Annotated in this window: 17 protein-coding genes; 13 read left to right on the top strand and 4 right to left on the bottom strand. The window is 45.5% G+C overall.

Translation table 11 applies throughout. The annotated features are described in order from the left end of the window. Positions 1-65 precede the first annotated feature (65 nt). Genes tgt through LDX50_RS22725 form a run of 3 tightly spaced genes read left to right on the top strand, consistent with a single transcriptional unit; the run spans position 66 to position 3181 of the window. On the top strand, positions 66-1196 hold the full coding sequence (gene tgt, locus LDX50_RS22735) for a tRNA guanosine(34) transglycosylase Tgt (RefSeq protein WP_225698508.1): 1131 nt from the start codon (positions 66-68) through the stop codon (positions 1194-1196). Next, the gene (locus LDX50_RS22730; RefSeq protein WP_225698507.1) at positions 1197-2270 is read left to right on the top strand and encodes an LptF/LptG family permease; all 1074 of its coding nucleotides are present in this window, start codon (positions 1197-1199) and stop codon (positions 2268-2270) included. Next, a complete protein-coding gene (locus LDX50_RS22725) occupies positions 2270-3181 on the top strand; it encodes a DMT family transporter (protein WP_225698506.1) in 912 nt (303 codons plus the stop codon). The genes LDX50_RS22730 and LDX50_RS22725 overlap by 1 nt, the downstream gene beginning before the upstream one ends. Here LDX50_RS22725 and ispE read toward each other — a convergent pair. Together ispE and LDX50_RS22715 are read right to left on the bottom strand one after the other, a co-directional pair. After that, positions 3173-3979, bottom strand: a complete 807-nt coding sequence (gene ispE, locus LDX50_RS22720) for a 4-(cytidine 5'-diphospho)-2-C-methyl-D-erythritol kinase (protein ID WP_225698505.1) — start codon at positions 3977-3979, stop codon at positions 3173-3175. The two genes, LDX50_RS22725 and ispE, sit on opposite strands and share 9 nt — an antisense overlap. A gap of 3 nt (positions 3980-3982) precedes the next feature. Continuing rightward, positions 3983-4795, bottom strand: coding sequence for an enoyl-ACP reductase FabI (locus LDX50_RS22715; protein WP_225698504.1), 813 nt, complete (start codon positions 4793-4795; stop codon positions 3983-3985). A 154-nt stretch (positions 4796-4949) separates the two neighbouring features. Here LDX50_RS22715 and murI point away from each other — a divergent pair, with 154 nt between their 5' ends. From murI to LDX50_RS22660, 10 genes are all read left to right on the top strand, one after another. Next, a complete protein-coding gene (gene murI / locus LDX50_RS22710; RefSeq protein WP_225698503.1) occupies positions 4950-5759 on the top strand; it encodes a glutamate racemase in 810 nt (269 codons plus the stop codon). A 61-nt stretch (positions 5760-5820) separates the two neighbouring features. Further along, entirely contained in the window at positions 5821-6903 is a 1083-nt protein-coding gene (locus LDX50_RS22705; RefSeq protein WP_225698502.1) for a complex I subunit 1/NuoH family protein, read from the top strand. An 81-nt stretch (positions 6904-6984) separates the two neighbouring features. Then, entirely contained in the window at positions 6985-8937 is a 1953-nt protein-coding gene (locus tag LDX50_RS22700) for a tetratricopeptide repeat-containing sensor histidine kinase (protein ID WP_225698501.1), read from the top strand. 39 nt (positions 8938-8976) lie between these two features. Further along, positions 8977-9804: a 4Fe-4S binding protein gene (locus LDX50_RS30965; protein ID WP_275951758.1), complete on the top strand. Its 828-nt coding sequence runs from the start codon at positions 8977-8979 to the stop codon at positions 9802-9804. After that, positions 9797-10306 (top strand): NADH-quinone oxidoreductase subunit J family protein, encoded by a 510-nt coding sequence (locus LDX50_RS22685; protein ID WP_225698500.1) that lies wholly within the window; start codon positions 9797-9799, stop codon positions 10304-10306. The genes LDX50_RS30965 and LDX50_RS22685 overlap by 8 nt, the downstream gene beginning before the upstream one ends. Further along, positions 10303-10608: an NADH-quinone oxidoreductase subunit NuoK gene (gene nuoK, locus LDX50_RS22680; protein ID WP_225698499.1), complete on the top strand. Its 306-nt coding sequence runs from the start codon at positions 10303-10305 to the stop codon at positions 10606-10608. Before LDX50_RS22685 ends, nuoK begins: the two co-directional genes overlap by 4 nt. Further along, positions 10605-12695, top strand: a complete 2091-nt coding sequence (locus LDX50_RS22675) for an NADH-quinone oxidoreductase subunit 5 family protein (RefSeq protein ID WP_225698498.1) — start codon at positions 10605-10607, stop codon at positions 12693-12695. The genes nuoK and LDX50_RS22675 overlap by 4 nt, the downstream gene beginning before the upstream one ends. A 4-nt stretch (positions 12696-12699) precedes the next feature. Then, positions 12700-14406 carry a complex I subunit 4 family protein gene (locus LDX50_RS22670; RefSeq protein ID WP_225698497.1) on the top strand — a complete coding sequence of 569 codons (1707 nt, stop codon included), beginning with the start codon at positions 12700-12702 and terminating at the stop codon, positions 14404-14406. After that, the gene (locus LDX50_RS22665; RefSeq protein ID WP_225698496.1) at positions 14403-15842 is read left to right on the top strand and encodes an NADH-quinone oxidoreductase subunit N; all 1440 of its coding nucleotides are present in this window, start codon (positions 14403-14405) and stop codon (positions 15840-15842) included. Before LDX50_RS22670 ends, LDX50_RS22665 begins: the two co-directional genes overlap by 4 nt. Before the next feature lie 9 nt (positions 15843-15851). Then, entirely contained in the window at positions 15852-17738 is a 1887-nt protein-coding gene (locus tag LDX50_RS22660) for an amidophosphoribosyltransferase (RefSeq protein WP_225698495.1), read from the top strand. A gap of 67 nt (positions 17739-17805) precedes the next feature. On the opposite strand, the gene LDX50_RS22655 is transcribed toward LDX50_RS22660, so the two are convergent. Then, the gene (locus LDX50_RS22655; RefSeq protein WP_225698494.1) at positions 17806-18822 is read right to left on the bottom strand and encodes a glycosyltransferase family 9 protein; all 1017 of its coding nucleotides are present in this window, start codon (positions 18820-18822) and stop codon (positions 17806-17808) included. Beyond that, complete coding sequence (locus LDX50_RS31055) at positions 18812-20509, bottom strand: helix-hairpin-helix domain-containing protein (RefSeq protein WP_225698493.1); 1698 nt, start codon at positions 20507-20509, stop codon at positions 18812-18814. The genes LDX50_RS22655 and LDX50_RS31055 overlap by 11 nt, the downstream gene beginning before the upstream one ends. Positions 20510-20513: the final 4 nt, after the last annotated feature.

Genomic DNA, 20513 nt, shown 5'->3' with positions numbered 1-20513 from the left:
ACAATATCCGGCAGGGATTTATCTTTTCAATGAAGGAACATCGTATAATCTGTTATTTTTGCTGGATGAAGTTTGATCTCTCCCATAAAGACAGCAAGTCTTCGGCACGTGCCGGCAGTATTACCACAGATCACGGAGTAATTCAAACCCCGATCTTTATGCCCGTTGGTACAGCCGGATCTGTGAAAGCTGTGCATCAGCGGGAGCTGAAGGATGATATTAAAGCACAGATTATTCTGGGGAATACCTACCATTTATATCTCCGCCCTGGCCTGGACATAATCGGGGAAGCCGGAGGCCTTCATAAATTTAATGGCTGGGATGGGCCTATTCTTACCGATTCGGGGGGATATCAGGTATATTCCCTTTCAGGTACGCGAAAGATCAAGGAGGATGGCGTCACGTTCATGTCGCATATCGACGGGTCACGGCATACTTTCACGCCGGAAAACGTAATGGATATACAACGCAGGATTGGTGCCGACATTATAATGGCTTTCGACGAATGCACGCCGTATCCGTGTGAGTACACCTATGCACGAGAAAGCATGGAGATGACCCATCGCTGGCTTGATCGCTGCTGTAAGCGCTTTGATGAAACGGAAAGTTTATACGGCTATCAGCAGACCCTCTTTCCGATCGTTCAGGGAAGTGTCTATCCCGATTTGCGGAAACAATCGGCAGAGGCTATTGCAGCATTCGGTCGGGAAGGAAATGCTATTGGCGGGTTATCTGTTGGCGAGCCGGCTGAAAAAATGTATGAAATGACGTCACTTGTGTGCGATATTCTGCCTTCGGATAAACCCCGATACCTGATGGGTGTGGGAACGCCTGCAAATATTCTTGAATGTATCGCCCTGGGTATAGATATGTTCGACTGCGTCATGCCTACACGCAATGCCAGGAACGGCATGCTGTTCACGACCCAGGGCATCATAAATATCCGAAATGAAAAATGGAAGAATGACCTGAACCCGATCGACCCTGAACTGGGAGGCTATGTGAGTACGTTTTATTCCAGGGCTTACCTGCGGCATCTGATACACAGTAAGGAAATATTGGGCGCGCAAATTGCTAGTATTCATAACCTGACTTTCTACCTTTGGCTGGTTGGACAGGCCCGGGAGCATATAATTGCGGGAGATTTTGCCATTTGGAAGGAAAAAATGACCAAAACAGTATCACAACGACTCTGAATGAAACTTATTGATAAATATATACTGAAAAAGTTTCTGAGCGCTTTTGTATTCACTGTACTCATCCTCGTTGCGGTGATCGTTGTGATTGATATCACCGAAAAACTGGATAAATTCAGCCGGTCTGAAGCGACATCATGGGAAGTGGTACAGTATTACCTTGATTTCGTTCCCTGGATTGCCAATCTGATCACGCCCATTACCACCTTCATCGCCACTGTCTTTGTCACTGCACAGCTGGCGGGCCGCACAGAGATCATAGCTATTCTTTCGAGCGGCGTCTCCTTTCGTCGAATGCTGATGCCCTATTTTATTGGCGCTTCGTGCATCGCTATACTTACTTTCGTGCTAAGCGGTTGGGTAATCCCGAATTCCAATAAACGGGCGACGGCCTTCGAAATGGAACACCTGGGCAAGGCAGAAAATCCGTCGTTGTCCAACATTCATCTGCAAACCACACCCGATACCTACCTTTATATCCGAACTTATAACAACGAATCGGATATGGGATTTGATTTTACCCTTGAACAGGTGGAAGGGACCGAGGTAATGGGAAAGCTTACCGCAAACCGAATGTCCTGGGATGAGGAACTGCAAAAATGGAAACTCACAAACTGGAAATATCGAAGTTTGGATTCGATGCGGGAAGAACTCAGTGAGGGACGGGAAATGGATACCTTGCTGAATATCCATCCGGGTGATTTTGAAAACATCTATCGCGCCTATGATGCGATGACACTGAATGAGCTCAACGAGCATATAGATAAACTCGTGATGCGCGGAGCAAGTGGTGTTCAGATCTATCTTGTAGAGAAGTATACGCGCTATTCAGCGCCATTTGCTGTACTCATTCTCACTTTTATGGGAGTTATTGTTTCTTCCCGGAAGACGAGGGGAGGGGCCGGTCTCAAAATTGCGATTGGATTTGTGCTGTCCTTTTTATTCCTGGTCTTTTTTCTGCTTGGAAAGACCTATGCCGAAGCAGGCTCAATGGATCCGGCTTTTTCGGTCTGGATCCCAAATATCATTTTCGCAGGAATTTCATTGGTCATGTATAGATATTTGCCACGCTGATGACTGCAACCCGGGATTATGTTCGTCTGCATGTGATCGTGCTGTTCTGGGGATTTACGGCGATCCTCGGAGCTTTGATTACCATTCCTTCGGTTGAAATTGTCTTCTACAGAACACTCATTGCCTTTATCGGACTGGGGATACTTTTAAAATTCAGGGGAAGATCATTCAAAATGCCACGCCGTTCTGCACTTCAGATATTAGGTACAGGCGGATTGATCGCGGCCCACTGGATCTTGTTTTTCGCCGCTGCCAGGGTGGCAAATGTTTCGGTTTGCCTTGCGGGAATGGCGACCTGCTCGCTGTGGACCAGCCTGCTGGAGCCATTATTCAATAAGAAGAAGATACTGTTTTATGAAGTTCTGCTTGGTTTACTCGGACTGATTGGGCTGTGGGTTATATTCCAGTTTGATTTCCAGTATAAGTGGGGTATTATCATGGCAGTTATTTCGGCCTTCCTGAGCGCACTCTTTACGGTAATCAACGGCAGTTTCACGAAACGTCATAATGCCTATACCATTACCTTCTATGAGATGATAGGCGCATGGCTGAGCGTCGTACTGTTTCTGCCGTTCTATCAGGCGTATCTCAGTCCTGATGGCTTACTTCACCTGGCTCCCGTTCCGCTGGACTGGCTTTATTTAATGATTCTGGCCATCATTTGTACAGTGTATGCCTACAGCGAATCGGTCGAGTTAATGAAACGTCTTTCTGCATTTATAATTAATCTTACTGTAAACCTGGAACCGGTTTATGGGATAATACTGGCACTTATCCTTTTTCCGGAAAAGGAAAAAATGCCCGGCAATTTTTACCTGGGCACAGGTCTCATTATTATTTCTGTTCTGTTGTATCCACTTCTGAACAAATATTACAGACGCAGATATCTGAAAGTTGATGGTTTACGCTAAGCGGCCCGTCCAGATGAAATAGCCCGATTTGGGCGCCGGTGGGGGTTCGCTATCAAAAAGACCGTAAACGGCGGAGCCAGAGCCTGACATGCATGCGTAAAATGCGCCATCATTGTAAAGGGAAGATTCAATCTCAGATAACTGACTGAAATTTTTATATGTTCCTTTACAGAAGTCATTGGTCAGCTTGTCTTTCCATAAACTCTTGTCAAGAGCCAGCAATTCCGCGACAGGCAGCCGGTTGTCGGCGGGTGTCAGGTTGGCAAAGGCCTGGGCTGTAGATATATGAATTCCCGGGTGAATGATCCGAATGTAGTTATCCGCGAGTGAAATATCTGCGGGCAGCAGGTCGGTTCCCCGGCCACTTCCGATCATGGGTTTGTTGTAAATGAAAAACGGACAGTCACTACCCAGAACCGCCGAATATTCACTCATTTCCACGGGTGACAGATTCAAATGGAAAAGATCATTCAGCAACCGAATGGTAAACGCACCGTCAGATGATCCACCACCCAGGCCTGCTCCCATCGGCACGATTTTATGCAAATGCATTTTTACGGGTGGAATATTGTACTTTTCCTTAAGCAGGGAGTATGCCCTTATGCAGAGGTTGGAATCCTCACCGCCGGGCACCTCAAGGCCGGTTTGACTGAATTCAAACTCTTTTGAGGGAATGGCTTCCAGTATGTCAGACAGCGGGACCGGATAAAAGCAGGTATCAAGGTCATGGTACCCATCGGGCCGTTTCCTCAGAACATGCAGCCCGAGGTTGATCTTAACATTTGGAAAAACAACCATCCATTATTTAGATAGTTCGGCAATGATTTCTTCAGTAATTCCCGAAGATGAGAATCCGCCATCATGCATCAGGTTTTGCATCGTGACCCTCCGGGTGTAATCTGAGAACATCATTACAATATAGTTCGCACAATCTTCTGCAGGGGCATTTCCAAGTGGAGACATCTTATCTGCATAGTCGAAGAATACATCAAATCCCGGTACACCGGTTCCTGCTGTGGTCATTGTAGGAGACTGTGAAATGGTATTCACACGCACTTTGCCATTCTTCGCAAAACGGTAACCGTAGCTTCTTGCGATGGATTCCAGTACAGCCTTGGCCTGGGCCATGTCACCATAATCAGGGAATGTGCGTTGTGCAGCAATGTAGGTAAGCGCCAGAATCGATCCCCACTCATTCATTGATTCCGTTTTTTCAGCGATCTGAAGTACTTTGTGGAATGATATCCCGGAAACATCCAGTGTCTTGAGAAACCAGTCATAATTGAGGTCCCCATAGTCTTTACCTTTACGAACGTTCGGACTCATTCCAATGGAATGAAGCACAAAATCAAGCTTGCCTCCAAGGGTTTCTTTTGACTGTTCGAAAAGAAGTGCAAGGTCTTCAAGGTTGGTGGCATCAGCAGGTATGATCTCCGCCTCGCATTTTTTTGCCAGGTCATTGATAGTTCCCATGCGAAGGGCGATCGGAGCATTCGTCAGAACGAATCTGCCTCCTTCCTCATATATTTTTTCAGCTGTTTTCCAGGCGATCGAATTTTCATCGAGTGCGCCAAAAATAATTCCTTTTTTTCCTTCGAGCAGTTGATGTGCCATGGTCAGATGAGATAAGGTTGATAGTAAGATTATTGCACAATATTACGAAAATACTCAATTATCACATCCCTTTGTTCAACCTTTACCCGGTGACGGGTTATTCACATGCTAAAGTGGGTTTTCTGAATTGGATTATTTGTATCACTTTTACGTCATGAACACCCGTGAACATCCTATCGGAATTTTTGACAGCGGCATTGGAGGACTCACTGTGGCACATGCCATCAAGGAGTTGATGCCACGTGAATCACTTATTTATTTTGGTGACACTGCTCATTTGCCGTATGGTGATAAATCTGAAGCGGCAATTCAGGCTTATTCGGTTAAGATAGCTGATGTCTTGTTACAGCGTGGATGCAAGGCAATCGTTATTGCCTGTAATTCAGCCAGCTCCTCGGCCTATGAGCTCCTGAAGGAATATGTTGGCAGCAAAGCCCTGGTGGTGAATGTGATCGATCCCATGATCGAGCATGTCAGGTCTAATTTCCCGGATTCCAATATTGGTCTGATCGGTACACGTCGTACTGTAGATTCAAAAATCTACGCCACAAGGATTGCCGAAGTGGCAGATTCAGTGCATTTATCATCGCTGGCCACACCCCTGCTGGTACCGATGATTGAGGAGGGTTTTTTTGATAACAGGATCAGCTCCGAAATTATTGCAACCTACCTCGATGATCCATCCCTGGCAGATATTCAGGCCATTATTCTGGGCTGTACACACTATCCGCTAATCCGGCAGCAGATTGATGCCTATTACGGGGGAGGGGTATCTGTTCTCGACAGCTCACTCATCACGGCCCTCCATCTGAAAGATTTACTGGAAGAAAAAGACATGTTGTGCGAAAAGTGTGAGGGAGAAGATGAGTTTCTGGTATCCGATTACACGGAGTCATTTCAGGCCTCAACACGCTTGTTTTTTGGTGAGAAGGTACGTCTGACAAATTATCGACTATGGGAATAAGTTTAGTGAATGTTTTTTTCTTTATTTGTATGCCATAGACGCGTGAGTAAAATTTTTTTTAATGTCTACGATCCTGTTTTTTCTGCCCTTTATACTTGCCTATACGGTTATTGCCGTGTATGCCGAAAGAAAGGTGTCTGCCTTTATCCAGGATCGTTATGGCCCGATGGAGACAGGTAGTTATGGCATTCTGCAGACCGTGGCAGATCTGATTAAATTATTGCAGAAGGAAGATATTGTTCCGGCCAAGTCAGATAAACCTTTATTTCTTGTAGCACCATTTGTTCTTTTTGCGGTTGTATTTACAGGTTTCTCTGTTCTTCCCCTGACGCCCACATGGAGCGGCGCTGCGATGCACACCGGAGTATTCCTGCTTCTGGCAATTGTATCACTGGATGTGCTGGGAATCATCCTGGCAGGATGGGGTTCCAATAATAAGTATTCACTTGTGGGCGCTATGCGCTCTGCGGCACAAATCATTGCCTATGAGGTTCCGTTAACTCTCAGTGTCCTTTGCGTGCTGGTAATAACCCAGACACTGGATTTGCAGCAAATTTCCTATATGCAGGGCACTTTAAGTGGCCAGGAATCGTTTCTTTTCGGAATCCGTTCCTGGGGAATTCGCGTCGACGAAATTGGCGGGATACTGATGTGGAATATCCTACAGGCTCCTGTTCTTCTCCCGGTTTGGGTCATTTTCTTCATCACAACGCTTGCAGAATCAAATCGGGCACCGTTTGATTTACCCGAGGCTGAATCTGAATTGGTAGCCGGATTTCAGACTGAGTACTCCGGGTTCAGGTGGTCTGTCATCATGCTTTCCGAATACGGGATGATGCTCCTGGTTAGTATTCTGGGAACAATATTATTCTTCGGAAGCTGGAATACTCCCCTTCCAAATATCGGTTTTGTTGCATTGGCTGATTGGACAACCGGTACCCCGGGAAGCTGGACATTGGAGGTATGGGCCATTTTTTGGCTGCTTACCAAATCATTATTCTTCGTATTAATACAAATGTGGGTGAGATGGACCTATCCCAGGGTCAGAATGGATCAATTGCTGGTTTTGGGATGGAAATACCTTACCCCGATGATTTTATTTTTATTATTCGTATGCGGTCTTTACCGTTTATTGATGGTTTAATTTTTTAATTTGAGAGTATTTGTCATCATATGGCTTTTAATTTTTTCGGCTGGTCCTGTTTTTACGCAGGATATAGACCGTTTGCGATCAATAATCAATGATCCAAATGCTGATATATCGGTCAGAACGAAAGCTACCATCGACCTGGCAGGCATCTATCATTACCAAAATCCGGATTCAGCTGAAAACATGCTCAAAAGGGCATTGAGATCGGCTGAACAGCAGCAGGATAGTATGAACATCGCGAGTGCCTACTATACCTACTCTCAAATCAGTTCAACAAAAGGTAATTTCAAGGAGGCTATGAAATATGACCTCTTGTTACTCGACATCGGTACGAAATTAAATAATAATAAAATCCGCTCGGATGCCCTGAATAACCTGGGCGAAGATTATTTTGATCAGGGTGCTTTCGGAATGGCCTATGATCATTACCAGCGCTCTCGAAAGCGGGCTATAGAGGCGAATGATTCCTTGCTTATCGCCATTACTACCTACAATGTGGGTAAGGTGTTGGGTGCGCAGGGGCAGCTGGACAGGGCTCGTTTTTATCTCGAGCGGTCTAAAGAAATCAGCACCAGCATTAACGATATTGAAGGGATTGTTTATTGTAACCTGAAACTGGCTGAAATCGAAATGGAGTCGGGAGATCTTGAACAGGCCCTGGATATCCTGATCAAAGCTGAATCTACTATCGAATCCAATAACTACCAGTCACTGAAGACAGAGGTGTACAGTTTGTTTGCAATTGCATATGAACGAAAGAAACAATACAGCAGCGCACTTACATACTATGATAAACTTGGGGAATTACATGATAATGTAGGAAATTACCTGGGATTGGGTGAAAGCTTTATTGGTAAGGGAAGTGTATGGATGGAGCTGGGCGATTTTACGCGTTCAAGATCATTTTTGGAACAGGCACTGAACATTGCCCGCGAAAAACAGAATAAACCATTGCTTCGTGATGTTTATCTTGAGCTTGCTGTTTTGAATGAGATTCAAGGCAACTACCGAGCCGCACACGATCTTCAGAAGAAGTATTATCAACTGAATGATTCCTTAAAATCCGAACAGCGTAATGAACAGTTTGCCAACATGCAGATCATGCATGAAACTGCACAGAAGGATGCAGAGATCCGGTTAATGAAGGAGCAGGAACAGCAGCAGCGCTCTCTGCTGGAAAGTGAGGAGTTTAAGAATAATATCCTGGTCGTAATCCTTGCTCTTGGTGCTGTTATCCTGTTTAATCTTCACAGAAGCAGTGTGAAGCGTAAAAAATCGAACAAGGTACTGTTGGCGCATCAGAAGGAGATAGAAGATAAGTCGAGGGAAATGGAGGGTCTCCTTTCCATGAAGGATAAATTCCTGTCGATTATTTCCCATGATTTGCGATCACCGATCAATTCGTTGCTGGGCACGATTGATATGCTCAATAAGGGTCACCTGACGGAGAAGGAATCCAGGGATTTAATGCTTTCACTCAAGAACAGATTGAATAATACCCGTAAGCTGCTGGATAATTTACTTGACTGGACGCTCATTCAGATGGATGAGATCCATATTAAGATGAAATCCATCGATCTTCATGAGATAGCCCAGGAGAATATCGATTTCTTCCACGAGACCAACGAGAAACATATCGTGTTTTTTAATAAAGTGAAAAAGAACACAATGGTATTGGCTGATCATAACATGCTCGAACTCATTCTTCGTAATCTTATCGTGAACTCAATAAAATTCACGCAGGAAGGCGGGTTCATTGAGATCGATACCGAAGTTGGTTCGGATAATATGCTCGTGATCTGTATATCGGATAATGGAATTGGAATGACATCTGAGCAGGCCGAAAAATTATTTGATACGACAGCACTCTATTCCACACCCGGAACTGCCAATGAGCAGGGTACTGGTCTTGGGTTGAAGCTTTGTAAGGAGTTTGTAGACCGAATGGGAGGGGCAATTTGGGTGGAAAGTACCAAGGATGAAGGAAGTGTATTTAAATTTACACTAAAAATACCTGATAGGCCCTGACAATTTTTTATCTTCGGTTCATAATCGAAGCATCGATATATGGGCAATTCCTACTGGAATAATATCAGGACAACCATTACAACTTTATTAAAGGGTCTGGGTCTGACCTTTCGTCATACTTTACAGGCCCGTCATACCCATACGAAAACCAGTATCTCAGATGAGGCATATTTCAAGGTACCCGATGGTATCATGACGATTCAGTATCCGCACGAGAGTATTCCGGTTCCGGATAATGGCCGTTACAAGCTTCACAACGAAATTGATGACTGTATCGTCTGCGACAAGTGTGCTAAGATTTGCCCGGTTGATTGCATTGAGATAGAATCCATTCGCGCCGTGGAGGAGTTTGGTAAAACCTCCGACGGGACATCCAAGAGAATTTACGCGGCGAAGTTCGACATCGATATGGGTAAGTGCTGTTTTTGCGGGCTTTGTACCACGGTTTGTCCGACCGAATGCCTCACGATGACGAAGTCCTATGACTTCAGTGAATTTGATGTCGAAGATCATACCTATTCCTTTGCAACGATGACCCCCCTGGAAATTCTGGAAAAGAAGAAGGAATTCGAAGAATTTCAGCAAAAGAAAGCCGATACGAATACCCCTGATCAGGCCACCACATCGAGCCCCAGACCGAAGATGACGCCTAAAATCCCTGGTGCAACATCCACTGCCGCTCCCGGAGAAAAAACAAAACCTGTTATCAGACCAAAGCCGGTCATGAAACCAAAGCCGGTTATGAAACCAAAACCGGTCATGAAACCAAAGCCCGTTATTGAGCCCAAGCCTGAAATGAAGCCCAAACCTGTTATCAGACCCAGGCCCATTATTCCGAAAAAGAAAAAAGACGACGACAATGAGTAATGTGCTCATGATCATATTCAGCTCGCTGGCAGCATTGTCCGTTACGTTCATGCTCTTTACCAGGAACATAATGTATGCGGCTTTCGGACTCGTAACAACACTGATCAGCCTGGCGGGAATATATGTGCTTTTCGGTGCTGAGTTTGTGGCTGTATCGCAGTTGATGATCTACGTAGGAGGGATTATTGTCCTGCTGCTGTTTGCTATCATGCTTACCCAACGAACGAATGCCGGCGTGTTAATTTCAGGTACTTCAAGGTTATTCATTGCTCCGTTCTCGGCTGCTGTGCTGCTTATCTTACTGGGTTCCCTTCTTTGGAAATTCCCACTTGCACCAAAGGCTGTGGAATCTGATGACCCGATCGGTGAGCTCGGTATTCGGCTCCTTTCGGAACACCTGGTATCCATGGAGCTCATCGCAATGCTGCTTCTTGTAGTATTGATCGGTGCAGCAACGATTGCGGGAAAGTTTTATATCACTAACAGAAGGAGGACGTCATGAATCTGAATGTGTTGCTGCTCCTGGGTGCCTATATGTTCTGTGCCGGACTTATTCTGAGTATAACCCGCAAAAATGCAATCATGATTCTGATCGGCATTGAACTTATGCTCAATGCCTCGAATCTCAATTTCATAGTATTCAGCCAGCAGGCAGATAATGTTCTGGATGGGCAGTTATTCTCACTTTTTGTGATTGTGCTGGCAGCGGCAGAGGCAGCTGTGGGACTGGCTATAATAGTTCAGATGTACCGTAAATTCCGGACAACAGAATTGGATCGTGTAAACTCAATTCAAAAAGGATGACACCTCAGAATGATGCGTTAATCGTTACCCTTGCGCTGTTGGTAGCTCTGTTGCCACTGACGGGGGCGGTTATGCTGATTCTGGTTTCCCGTCTTTTAAAAAGGACCATCCCTTTTTTGCAAACCTTATTTCTTTTTGGAGGTTTTCTGGCGGCTGTATCCCTGCTTTATCTGCAGGGTATCAACCCCGAATCTGTTTTTCATACCAGCATTACCTGGTTTAAAGCAGGGGATGAGATATTTACTGTTGGATTGCTGATCAATGGCGCAGCAGCTCTGATGGCCGTTGTGGTAACACTGATCGCCACCCTTGTCAGCCTCTACAGTCAGGTTTATATGCACGCTGCGTCTGGTCAGCTTCGCTATTATGCAATGATCGGCTTCTTTACATTCAGTATGCTGGGAATAGTCCTGGCTGATAATCTTATCATGATTTTTATTTTCTGGGAGCTGGTGGGTCTGGCTTCCTACATGCTCATCAATCACGAGTACAAGCAGGACATCGCCAATAATGCGTCCAAGAAGGCGTTTATTGTAAACAGGATTGGTGATGCAGGATTTCTGATCGGGATTGCTGTCCTTTGGATGTTCTTTGGAACGGCGGATCTCCAGGAATTGACAATCCGGATGCAGGAATCTGAATTGATGAACGGAACCTGGCAATGGTCGGGTATATCATTACCCGCCTCACTTCTTACCCTTGCCGGAGTTGGTTTATTCATGGGTGCCGTGGGTAAGTCGGCTCAATTTCCCTTGCAGGTATGGCTGCCCGATGCCATGGCCGGACCAACCCCTGTGTCTGCCCTGATCCATGCAGCAACAATGGTGGCTGCCGGTGTATTTCTGCTTTCGAGGATCTTTGTTTTGCTCGGATGGGATGTGTTTCATGTTATTGCAGTTATCGGATCTGTTACCGCGTTTATGGGTGCCGTAGCTGCCCTTACACAAAATGACATCAAGCGCGTACTGGCGTATTCCACCATCAGTCAGCTCGGTTATATGGTAATGGGAATGGGTACAGGATCTTATGATGCAGCTATGTTTCACCTGCTTACGCATGCCTTTTTTAAGGCCGGGCTCTTTCTGGCTGCCGGTGCGGTGATTTATTCACTTCATCAGTTTGAGGCTCAGACCAACATTCATTTTGACGTACAGGATATGCGCCAGATGGGCGGCCTGCGTAAAAAAATGCCGGTCACCTTTATCGCCTATCTCATTCTTTCCATGGCCCTCATTGGATTGCCACTCTTCAGCGGGTTTCTTTCCAAAGATGCCATCATCACAGGTGCTTTTGCCTGGGCGGGTGAATCACCTTCATGGAAACATCTTGTCCCGATCGCAGGCCTGGTTACAGTGGCACTAACAGCATTTTATATGGTTCGTCAGCTTCTGCTGGTCTTCTTCGGTGAATTCCGGGCTGGATTGACTTCTTATCAGCCTACAGATCCGCCAGTATTGATGAGGGGTATCCTGATCTTTCTGGCATTGATGTCATTTGGCCTGGTCTGGTCATTTAATCCGTTCGATGCATATAGCAGCACTATTTTTATGGCCCTCCGGCCACCTGTACTTGCAGCCCCGGATATTCCCGCGGGATTTCAGTCGATGCTGCTCGAACAGACACATCATTACCATGTCCTGATTTCGGTTTTCTCAATCGGCATGATCATCGTAGGATCCATCATTGCACTGCGTAAATTCAGGGCTTCAGGCCCCTATGTAGCAGGATATCAAACCATGCCAGGCCCCGCGGACTTGCCGGGAAGGATATCCCTTAATAACTGGTATTTAAATGAAATTTATGCAAAGGCCGTGGTGGGGCCGCTTCTAAAGATATCAGATGTCCTGCGATGGCTGGATGCCCGGGTAATTGACAGGATAATCGATTCTATTGCTGTCGGATATGTTATCCTGTCTAAAGTGGCGGGGTGGTTCGACAGGACGATTATCGATGGATTTGTGCGGATGGTTGCCGGCATTGCACGGCAGATCGGACAGCTTACCTCCGGGTTATTAAAAGGAAATGTTCAATATTATGTTTTAGTTGCCTTATTTGGCGTGATAATTATTATTTGCTTTGTAATTTGACTTTATGATAACGGATTACCTTCTGAGTCTGTTGATCTTTCTTCCCATTACCGCATCGGTGGTAATGCTAATCCTTCCGAAGGAATGGGACCATTCCTTTAAATGGATTGCGCTGGTTGTAAGCCTTCTTCAGGCAGTGCTGCTCATACCTGTGTTCAATGGCTTCGATCCTTCATTGTCGGATCCGGGATCTATGAGTGGCTTTCAGTGGCTTGAATACAGGGAATGGATCAATTTGGACCTGGGTAATCTTGGGATTCTTTCTGCGCATTATTTCCTCGGTTTGGACGGACTGAATGTCTGGATGGTTGTACTCAGTGTGCTCATTCTCCTCGTAAGTGTAATCGCTTCCTGGAAGGTGAAAGACCGGAGAAGAGGATATTTTGCCCTTTTCCTACTCCTGAATGGTGCCATCATAGGATGCTTCACATCGCTGGATTTTCTGCTGTTCTACCTGTTTTTCGAATTTATGCTGCTTCCGATGTTCTTCCTTATCGGATTATGGGGCGGTCCCCGAAAAGATTATGCAGCCATCAAGTTTTTTCTTTATACGTTGTTTGGATCGGTTCTGATCCTGATCGTAATGATCGCACTTTACCTTTCAGTAATCGACCCGGTTTCCACCGCCGGTGAACTGATGGTAGATGCCGAAACAGTGCAGATTCTGCTGAAGAACGGAGAAATTCCGGCCAACCGCATCGTACATACTTTCAATATGATTTTCATGACTGATCCGGGAAATATTATACCCGGCAGTTTGCTTGATAAATTCAACGAAACCGTATTTGTCGGACTATCTCTTAGAATGTGGGCATTTCTTCTGGTATTCGCCGGATTTGCCATTAAGGTGCCGCTCGTACCTGTTCATACATGGCTCCCGGACGCACACGTGGAGGCTCCCACGGCAATCTCGGTAATTCTTGCCGGCGTGCTTCTGAAGGTGGGAGGTTACGGCATGATCCGGGCTGGCTACTTCATTTTTCCAGACGGAGCCACGCACTTTGCATGGCTTGTTGCACTGCTTGGGGTCATCAGCATAATTTATGGAGCCATGAATGCCCTTGCCAGTAAAGACCTGAAAAGACTGGTTGCATATTCATCGGTTTCCCATATGGGCTTTGTTGCGCTCGGCATTGCATCGAACACCGCTGAGGGAATCGGTGGCGCGATTTATCAACTTTTCAGTCATGGTATTATTTCTGCGGCGTTATTTATCCTGGTGGGAGTGATTTACGACAGGACTCACGACAGATCCATATCTAATTATTCCGGACTGGCTTCAAAAATGCCGGCATTTACAGTACTTTCCGTATTGTTCTTTTTTGCCTCCATGGGTTTACCGGGTATGTCTGGTTTTATAGCTGAAATCCTTGTTCTTCTCGGTGCCTTCGCATCCCAGTTGGTGAACGGATTTGTGAGCCGAACCTACGCGGCCATTGCTGTCCTTGGGATGATTCTAAGTGCTGCTTATTATTTATGGACATTGCAGCGAATGTATTTCGGTGAGTTTTTTGTTCGGAAATCCGGTGCCAGCCTGCCGGATCTGGACCGGCGTGAATATGTGATGCTCATTCCACTCGGCATTCTTGCGATCGTTTTAGGTATATTTCCTTCGTTGTTTCTCGACTGGATAAACCCAATGATCAACTCAATGATCGATTTGATTAGCGTTCATGCGAAGGAATTGTTAATGACCAGCAGGGGAGTATGAAGGGCGTAGCACAAATTCTTGATAATCTTACAAACCTGCTGCCTTTCCTGTTGCCCGAAGTTGTGCTGGCAGTAACTATACTTTTGGTCACTGTTTCAACGCTAAAAAGAGGCATTCCACATCAGGTCGCGCATATTATTGGAATTTTAGGAATTCTTGTCTCGCTGGTACTGAGCCAAATGAACAGCACTTATCTTCCGGGAGATTGGTTCACATTTGATGAATCGGCAATTTGGTGGAAGACATTGCTGGATTCGGCTGTTGTGGCAATCCTCCTGTTTCGCACATCACGGCATTTGAGAACGATCTCCGGTGAATACGTGATTATTACACTGATGATGTTACTGGGGGCCCATTTCCTCGTGATGGCGAACCATTTATTTCTGGTTTACCTTTCAGTTGAAATAATGTCCCTTTCGGGTTACATGCTGGTAGCGTTGCCATTATTTCGAAAGAATATTGATGCGGGATTTAAATATCTCGTTTTCGGGGCTGTTTCATCCGCATTGATGCTGTACGGGATTTCACTGTTTTATGGATTGGAAGGAAACCTTTCGTTGGCTGTCGCCAATTCCCTGAGTGATCATTGGTCAACCCCGCTTGGCTACACTGTGCTGGTATTAATCAGTTTTGGCCTGATGTTCAAAGTGGCCGCTGTACCGTTTCATATCTGGGTACCCGACGTTTATGAAGCTACGCCGATGCCGGTAATTACGCTTTTATCGACCGTTCCAAAAGTAGCTGCCATAGCATTTCTGTTGAGATGGACTGATTTTTTAACAGAATCAATGTATGTTACCGCAATCCTGGCTGGTCTCTCGATGCTTGCCGGAAATTTCGGAGCACTCCGGCAACAACATATGAAACGGATGATGGGATTTTCGGCCATTGCGCATACCGGCTTCATGCTGGCAGGTTTACTGCTGGTACGGGATAATCCGGCGTATGTGTACTTCTATGCTGCGACCTATGTTCTGATGACCGTCGGTGCATTTCATTTGTTGAATTATTATGAAATCAGGTTTGGAACTGAAACACTGGAAGACATGACAGGTGCCTCTGCTGTGTCGGGCTGGAAAACCGTGAGCATGGTCATCTGGATGATCGCACTTACAGGTTTGCCGCCAACCGCCGGATTTACGGCAAAACTGTTCCTCTTTGGCGGACTGGCGGAAATTTATTCGGTACTGGAAGACAGTTACATTCTCTGGCTACTGCTGTTTGCAGTCGTTAACGCTGTTATATCGCTGGCGTATTATTTGAAGATTCCGTATTACATGATCTTTCGGAAGAGTGAGGCGCAATTGTGGTCGGCGGAAAAAATATGGACAAAGGAGAATTTTTTGGGAACAATTTTAGTTTTAGCCGTATTAATTATATTCTTTAAACCCGAGTGGTTGATGGGATCGATCAATAGTATTAGCTTTGTACCTTAAATATATGCAATGAGCGAGCAGATCAAGCATGAATGTGGTATCGCAATGGTTCGTTTGCGAAAGCCGTTAGCCTACTACATTGAAAAATACGGGACTCCCGCCTACGCTGCCAACAAGATGTATATCCTGATGGAGAAACAGCGAAACCGGGGTCAGGACGGGGTTGGAATTGCAAATATAAAGATAGATCAGAAGCCAGGACTCAGGTACATCAGCCGCTATCGATCAATCGATCAGGAACCCATTAAGCGAATTTTTGAGAAAATTGCCAAGAAATATAAGCGCGCCAGGAATGAAGGCGGGGAACGTTTCTATGATGAGCAATGGATGAAGGAGAATTGTGCCTTTACCGGTGAGGTGTGGCTGGGCCACCTGCGGTATGGTACACACGGAAAGAACAGTATTGAGAATTGTCATCCTTTTTTGCGTCAGAATAACTGGAGAAGCCGAAACCTCGTTGTTGCAGGAAATTTCAACATGACCAACGTGGATGAGCTTTTTGATATTCTCGTTCGGCTGGGGCAGCACCCAAAGGAAAAAGTGGATACGGTAACCGTAATGGAGAAGATCGGTCACTTCCTCGATGAAGAGAATAACGAGATCTTCAGGAAATACAAGGATGAGTATTCAAACCAGGAGATCACCGAGGTCATTGAAAGCGAGATAGATCTCCAGCGTGTTTTGAGCCGGGCCTGTAAAGATTTCGATGGAGGGTATGCGATGGCCGGAATGGTTGGGCACGGGGATGCCTTTGTGGCAAGGGACCCGAATGGAATTCGCCCTGCATATTTTTACAAGGATGATGAAGTCATCGTAGTGGCATCTGAAAAGCCCGCAATAAAAACGGCCTTCAATGTCGATTATGAGCAAATAGAAGAGATCAAACCTGGTCATGCTTTGATCATGAAAAAGAATGGGGAAGCAGATCAGTTTAAATTTATTGAACCGGGCACTAAGACCTCCTGCAGTTTTGAACGGATTTACTTTTCCAGAGGAACGGACCCTGATATTTACCAGGAACGTAAACAGCTTGGAAGATTGCTCGTACCACAGGTATTAAAGGCGATTAACTTCGACCTGAAGAACACAGTCTTCTCATATATTCCAAACACGGCGGAAACAGCATTTTTAGGACTTATGTCGGGTATGGAAGACTACCTGAGTGCTCTTCGCAAGGAAGTTGTCCTTGAAAAGAAGCCTGTCATGGATTCACTCGAGGATTTTCTTACGTTCAGACCACGAGTGGAAAAAATTATCCTGAAGGACGCGAAGCTGCGTACATTCATTACCGATGATAACTCGCGCGATGAGATGGTTGCCCATGTTTATGATACAACATATGAGGTGATCAGGAAAGGGGTGGATACATTAGTGATCATGGATGACTCCATCGTTCGCGGGACTACCCTTGAGAAAAGCATCCTTACGATGCTGGCACGCCTTGAACCCAAGAAGGTTGTAATCGTATCTTCTGCTCCTCAAATACGCTTCCCTGACTGCTACGGCATCGATATGTCGAAAATGAGTGAGTTCGTCGCTTTTCGGGCCATGGTAGGGCTGATCAAAGACCATAATAAGGAGCATCTGCTCGGAGAGGTTTACGAACGCGCCAAGTGGGCACTGGAAAAAGGCGAAGCTATCAATCATGTAAACACATTGTATAATGAGTTTAGCGTAGAAGAGATCTCTGCAAAAATTGCCGAGATAGTTAAACCTGAAGAAATGACGGCGGATCTTGAAGTTCTGTACCAAACCGTTGAAAACCTCCACGAGGCTTGTCCGAACCACCTGGGCGACTGGTATTTTACAGGGAATTTTCCTACCCGTGGCGGTATGCGCGTGGCAAACCGGTCATTTGTGAACTACATGGAAGGGAAGATGGTGAGAGCCTATTGATAGTCAATAGTCAGCCCGCCTCCAGGAGGGCAGGCCTGCCTGCCGGCAGGTAGTCAGTAGTGATTGGTTAGGGGAGGTAGAAGTCGAAAGTTACCTCATTCATGCATTTGAAATGTCCTTTCGGACATTTATTGTAGCCGATTTTACTGCACGGGCGGCAATTGATCCGATTATTTTCGAATACGGTGAATCGTGTCCTGTAGGGGTACATGCCAAATAACGGAATCGTATTGCCCCATATGCTGAAAATCTCTTTTTTAAATGCAGCAGCAATGTGCATCAGGCCTGTGTCATGACTGAATACATACCTGGCCTGTTTTACCAGTGATGCCGATTCATTGATTGAGAATTTTCCGCAGGCATTATAGATGATCGTTTTTTTATTTAATTCCAGCAATCCCTCCTCAAAAGGTTGGGATTGTTCATTTCGCCCGAAGAATTTCACAATCTGATCACCGGTTTCTGCATCTTCCTTTCCTCCCAGCAGAATGATCGGCTTGTTAATTTTATCACATAGTTCAATAAGCCGGTTCAGCGGAAGCCGTTTTGTTGCATGCTGTGCTCCGATTGCAAATGCCACATATTCCCTCCGGAAGGCATCAGGAAGCCTGCTTAGAGATACATTCTCGTCATCCGGGATGAAATAATCCAAACCAAGATTATCCATTTTTATCCCCAGGGGAGCAACGGTGTCCATATAGCGGTCAACAATATGTCGATTTGGCAGCTTATTGATCTTCAGGTTGACCATCAGCCACTTTTCCAGGTTAAGCTTATTAAAAGCCCTGCCATCTGTCTTTAGACGGGCTTTAATTATGCGGGTGCGTAAATTATTATGAAGATCCACCACATAATCGAAATCTTCCTGCCTGAGTTGCTGTATCAGGGCAGACAGATCATCATCAAGCAAGTGGATCTTATCGATATATGGATTTGCCACAAGTAAGGAATGAAAAGCCTTCTTGGTACAAAAATGGACTTCAGCATCATCCAGTTGTGTCTTTAGGTTTCGAATGACCGGAGTGGTAAGTACAATGTCGCCAATCGAAGAAAACCGGATGATAAGGATTTTTTTAATGCTCATGACTTACTTTCTGTATGCTTTTTGCTTTACGCTCGCTGAAAAACCTGGTGAGCTCATCAGCAGGTAGCGAAGTAAGGTTATCGGCGGGTGTTACCAGGCCTTTTCGAGCCGCCATAACACCAAACTTAACATCATTAATCCCTTTAATGTTGTGAGCATCCGGATTAATACTGATTTTAATATTGCGTTCAAGTACTTCAGGAAGGTATGACCAATCTATATCAAGTCGGCGCGGATTTGCATTAATCTCAATACTAACTCCGTTGTCACGGCAGGCATCGAGTATCGTTGGCATGTGCAGGGGATAACCCTGCCGGCGCAGCAGAAGCCGTCCGGAGAGATGACCCAATATGGTAGAGAAGGGGTTTTCAATCGCTTTTACAAGTCTTGCCGTCGCGGTCTTGATGTCCATATGAAGAACTGAATGCACTGAAATAATGATAAAGTCAAAACCCTCAAGAAATTCATTGGTATAATCAAGTGAACCGTCACTCAGGATATCACATTCAATCCCCTTGAATATTTTAAAATCAGGATATTCCTGCTGGAGTTGATCGATTTCCCTGAACTGGTCCTGAACACGGTTTTCAAATAACCCGTTAGCGTAAAAAAAGGATGATTTGCTGTGATCTGTCATGCCAAGATAGGAATAGCCGGCTTTGCGGCAGGCTTCAACCATCTCTTTGATGGAATACTGTCCGTCACTATAGGTACTGTGTGCATGCAGGATTCCCCTGATATCGTCTTCAGCAATCAGATTCTCTATTTTTGACGGATCGGCATGCAGTATGTCCGGGGCTATCCTTACATCAGGTGGAATGAACGGATATCCTGCTTTTTTATAGGCCGCCTCCTCATTTGAAAATTTATATGGGGCAGTACCCAGGCCTAATGCTTTCAGGTGGTTTTCCGGCCCGGTTGTCCGCATTTTTTGAATTTCAAAGTGAGCCGGATCAGCTTTACGGAAGCGCAGGTGCATACCGGAAGGTTCATGTATTCCGCGCCAGTTGAACGGACTTGATCGCTTTCTGTCCATGGCAAAATCATCGATGCCGCTGATTTTTTCGAAAACATCATCCTTGTCTTCAACCAAATAGCAAAACTCTGATATAATGAGGTCCCGCCTCCGCAAGGCACCTGTCTCACTTATTTTATATTCCTTTAACTGATCTGAAAACGTCCTGATTATCGATTCGCTCCAAGTCAGGGCTTCTGAGATCAGCAGCTTGTGTTTATTGTTCAGGTAAAAATCCAGTGATTCTGTCACTTGTTGGATGGTTTTTTCGCCGAAGCCCTTCACACTGCTTAGTTTGCCCGCCTCAATTGCCTCTTTCAAAGCAAGTGGAGAAGTAATATTGAGTTCCTTCCAGAGTAGTTGAATTTTTTTTGCGCCGACCCCGGAGATATTAAGTAATTCAACGACGCCTTTGGGAGTCTCATCCAGGAGTTTACGCAATTCAGTACTTTCATTCTCTGCGATAATCTCGGCAATCTGCTCAGCAATACTTTTTCCGATTCCCTTGAGCCCCTGTAATTCTTCGGGACTCATGTCTTCCAGTTTGCCCGTCACACGTTCCAGGTTGAAAATGGCGTTATTAACAGCACGTACCTTAAACTCATTGGCTCCATTGATTTCCATAAGTGAAGCGGTCCTGCGTAATAATCTGATAATTTCCTTGTTTTCCACGTGC

The organism is Fulvivirga sedimenti (genome assembly GCF_020328055.1).
Note: the sequence above shows the minus strand (reverse complement) of the source record. Positions and strands in the feature narration are given on the sequence as shown.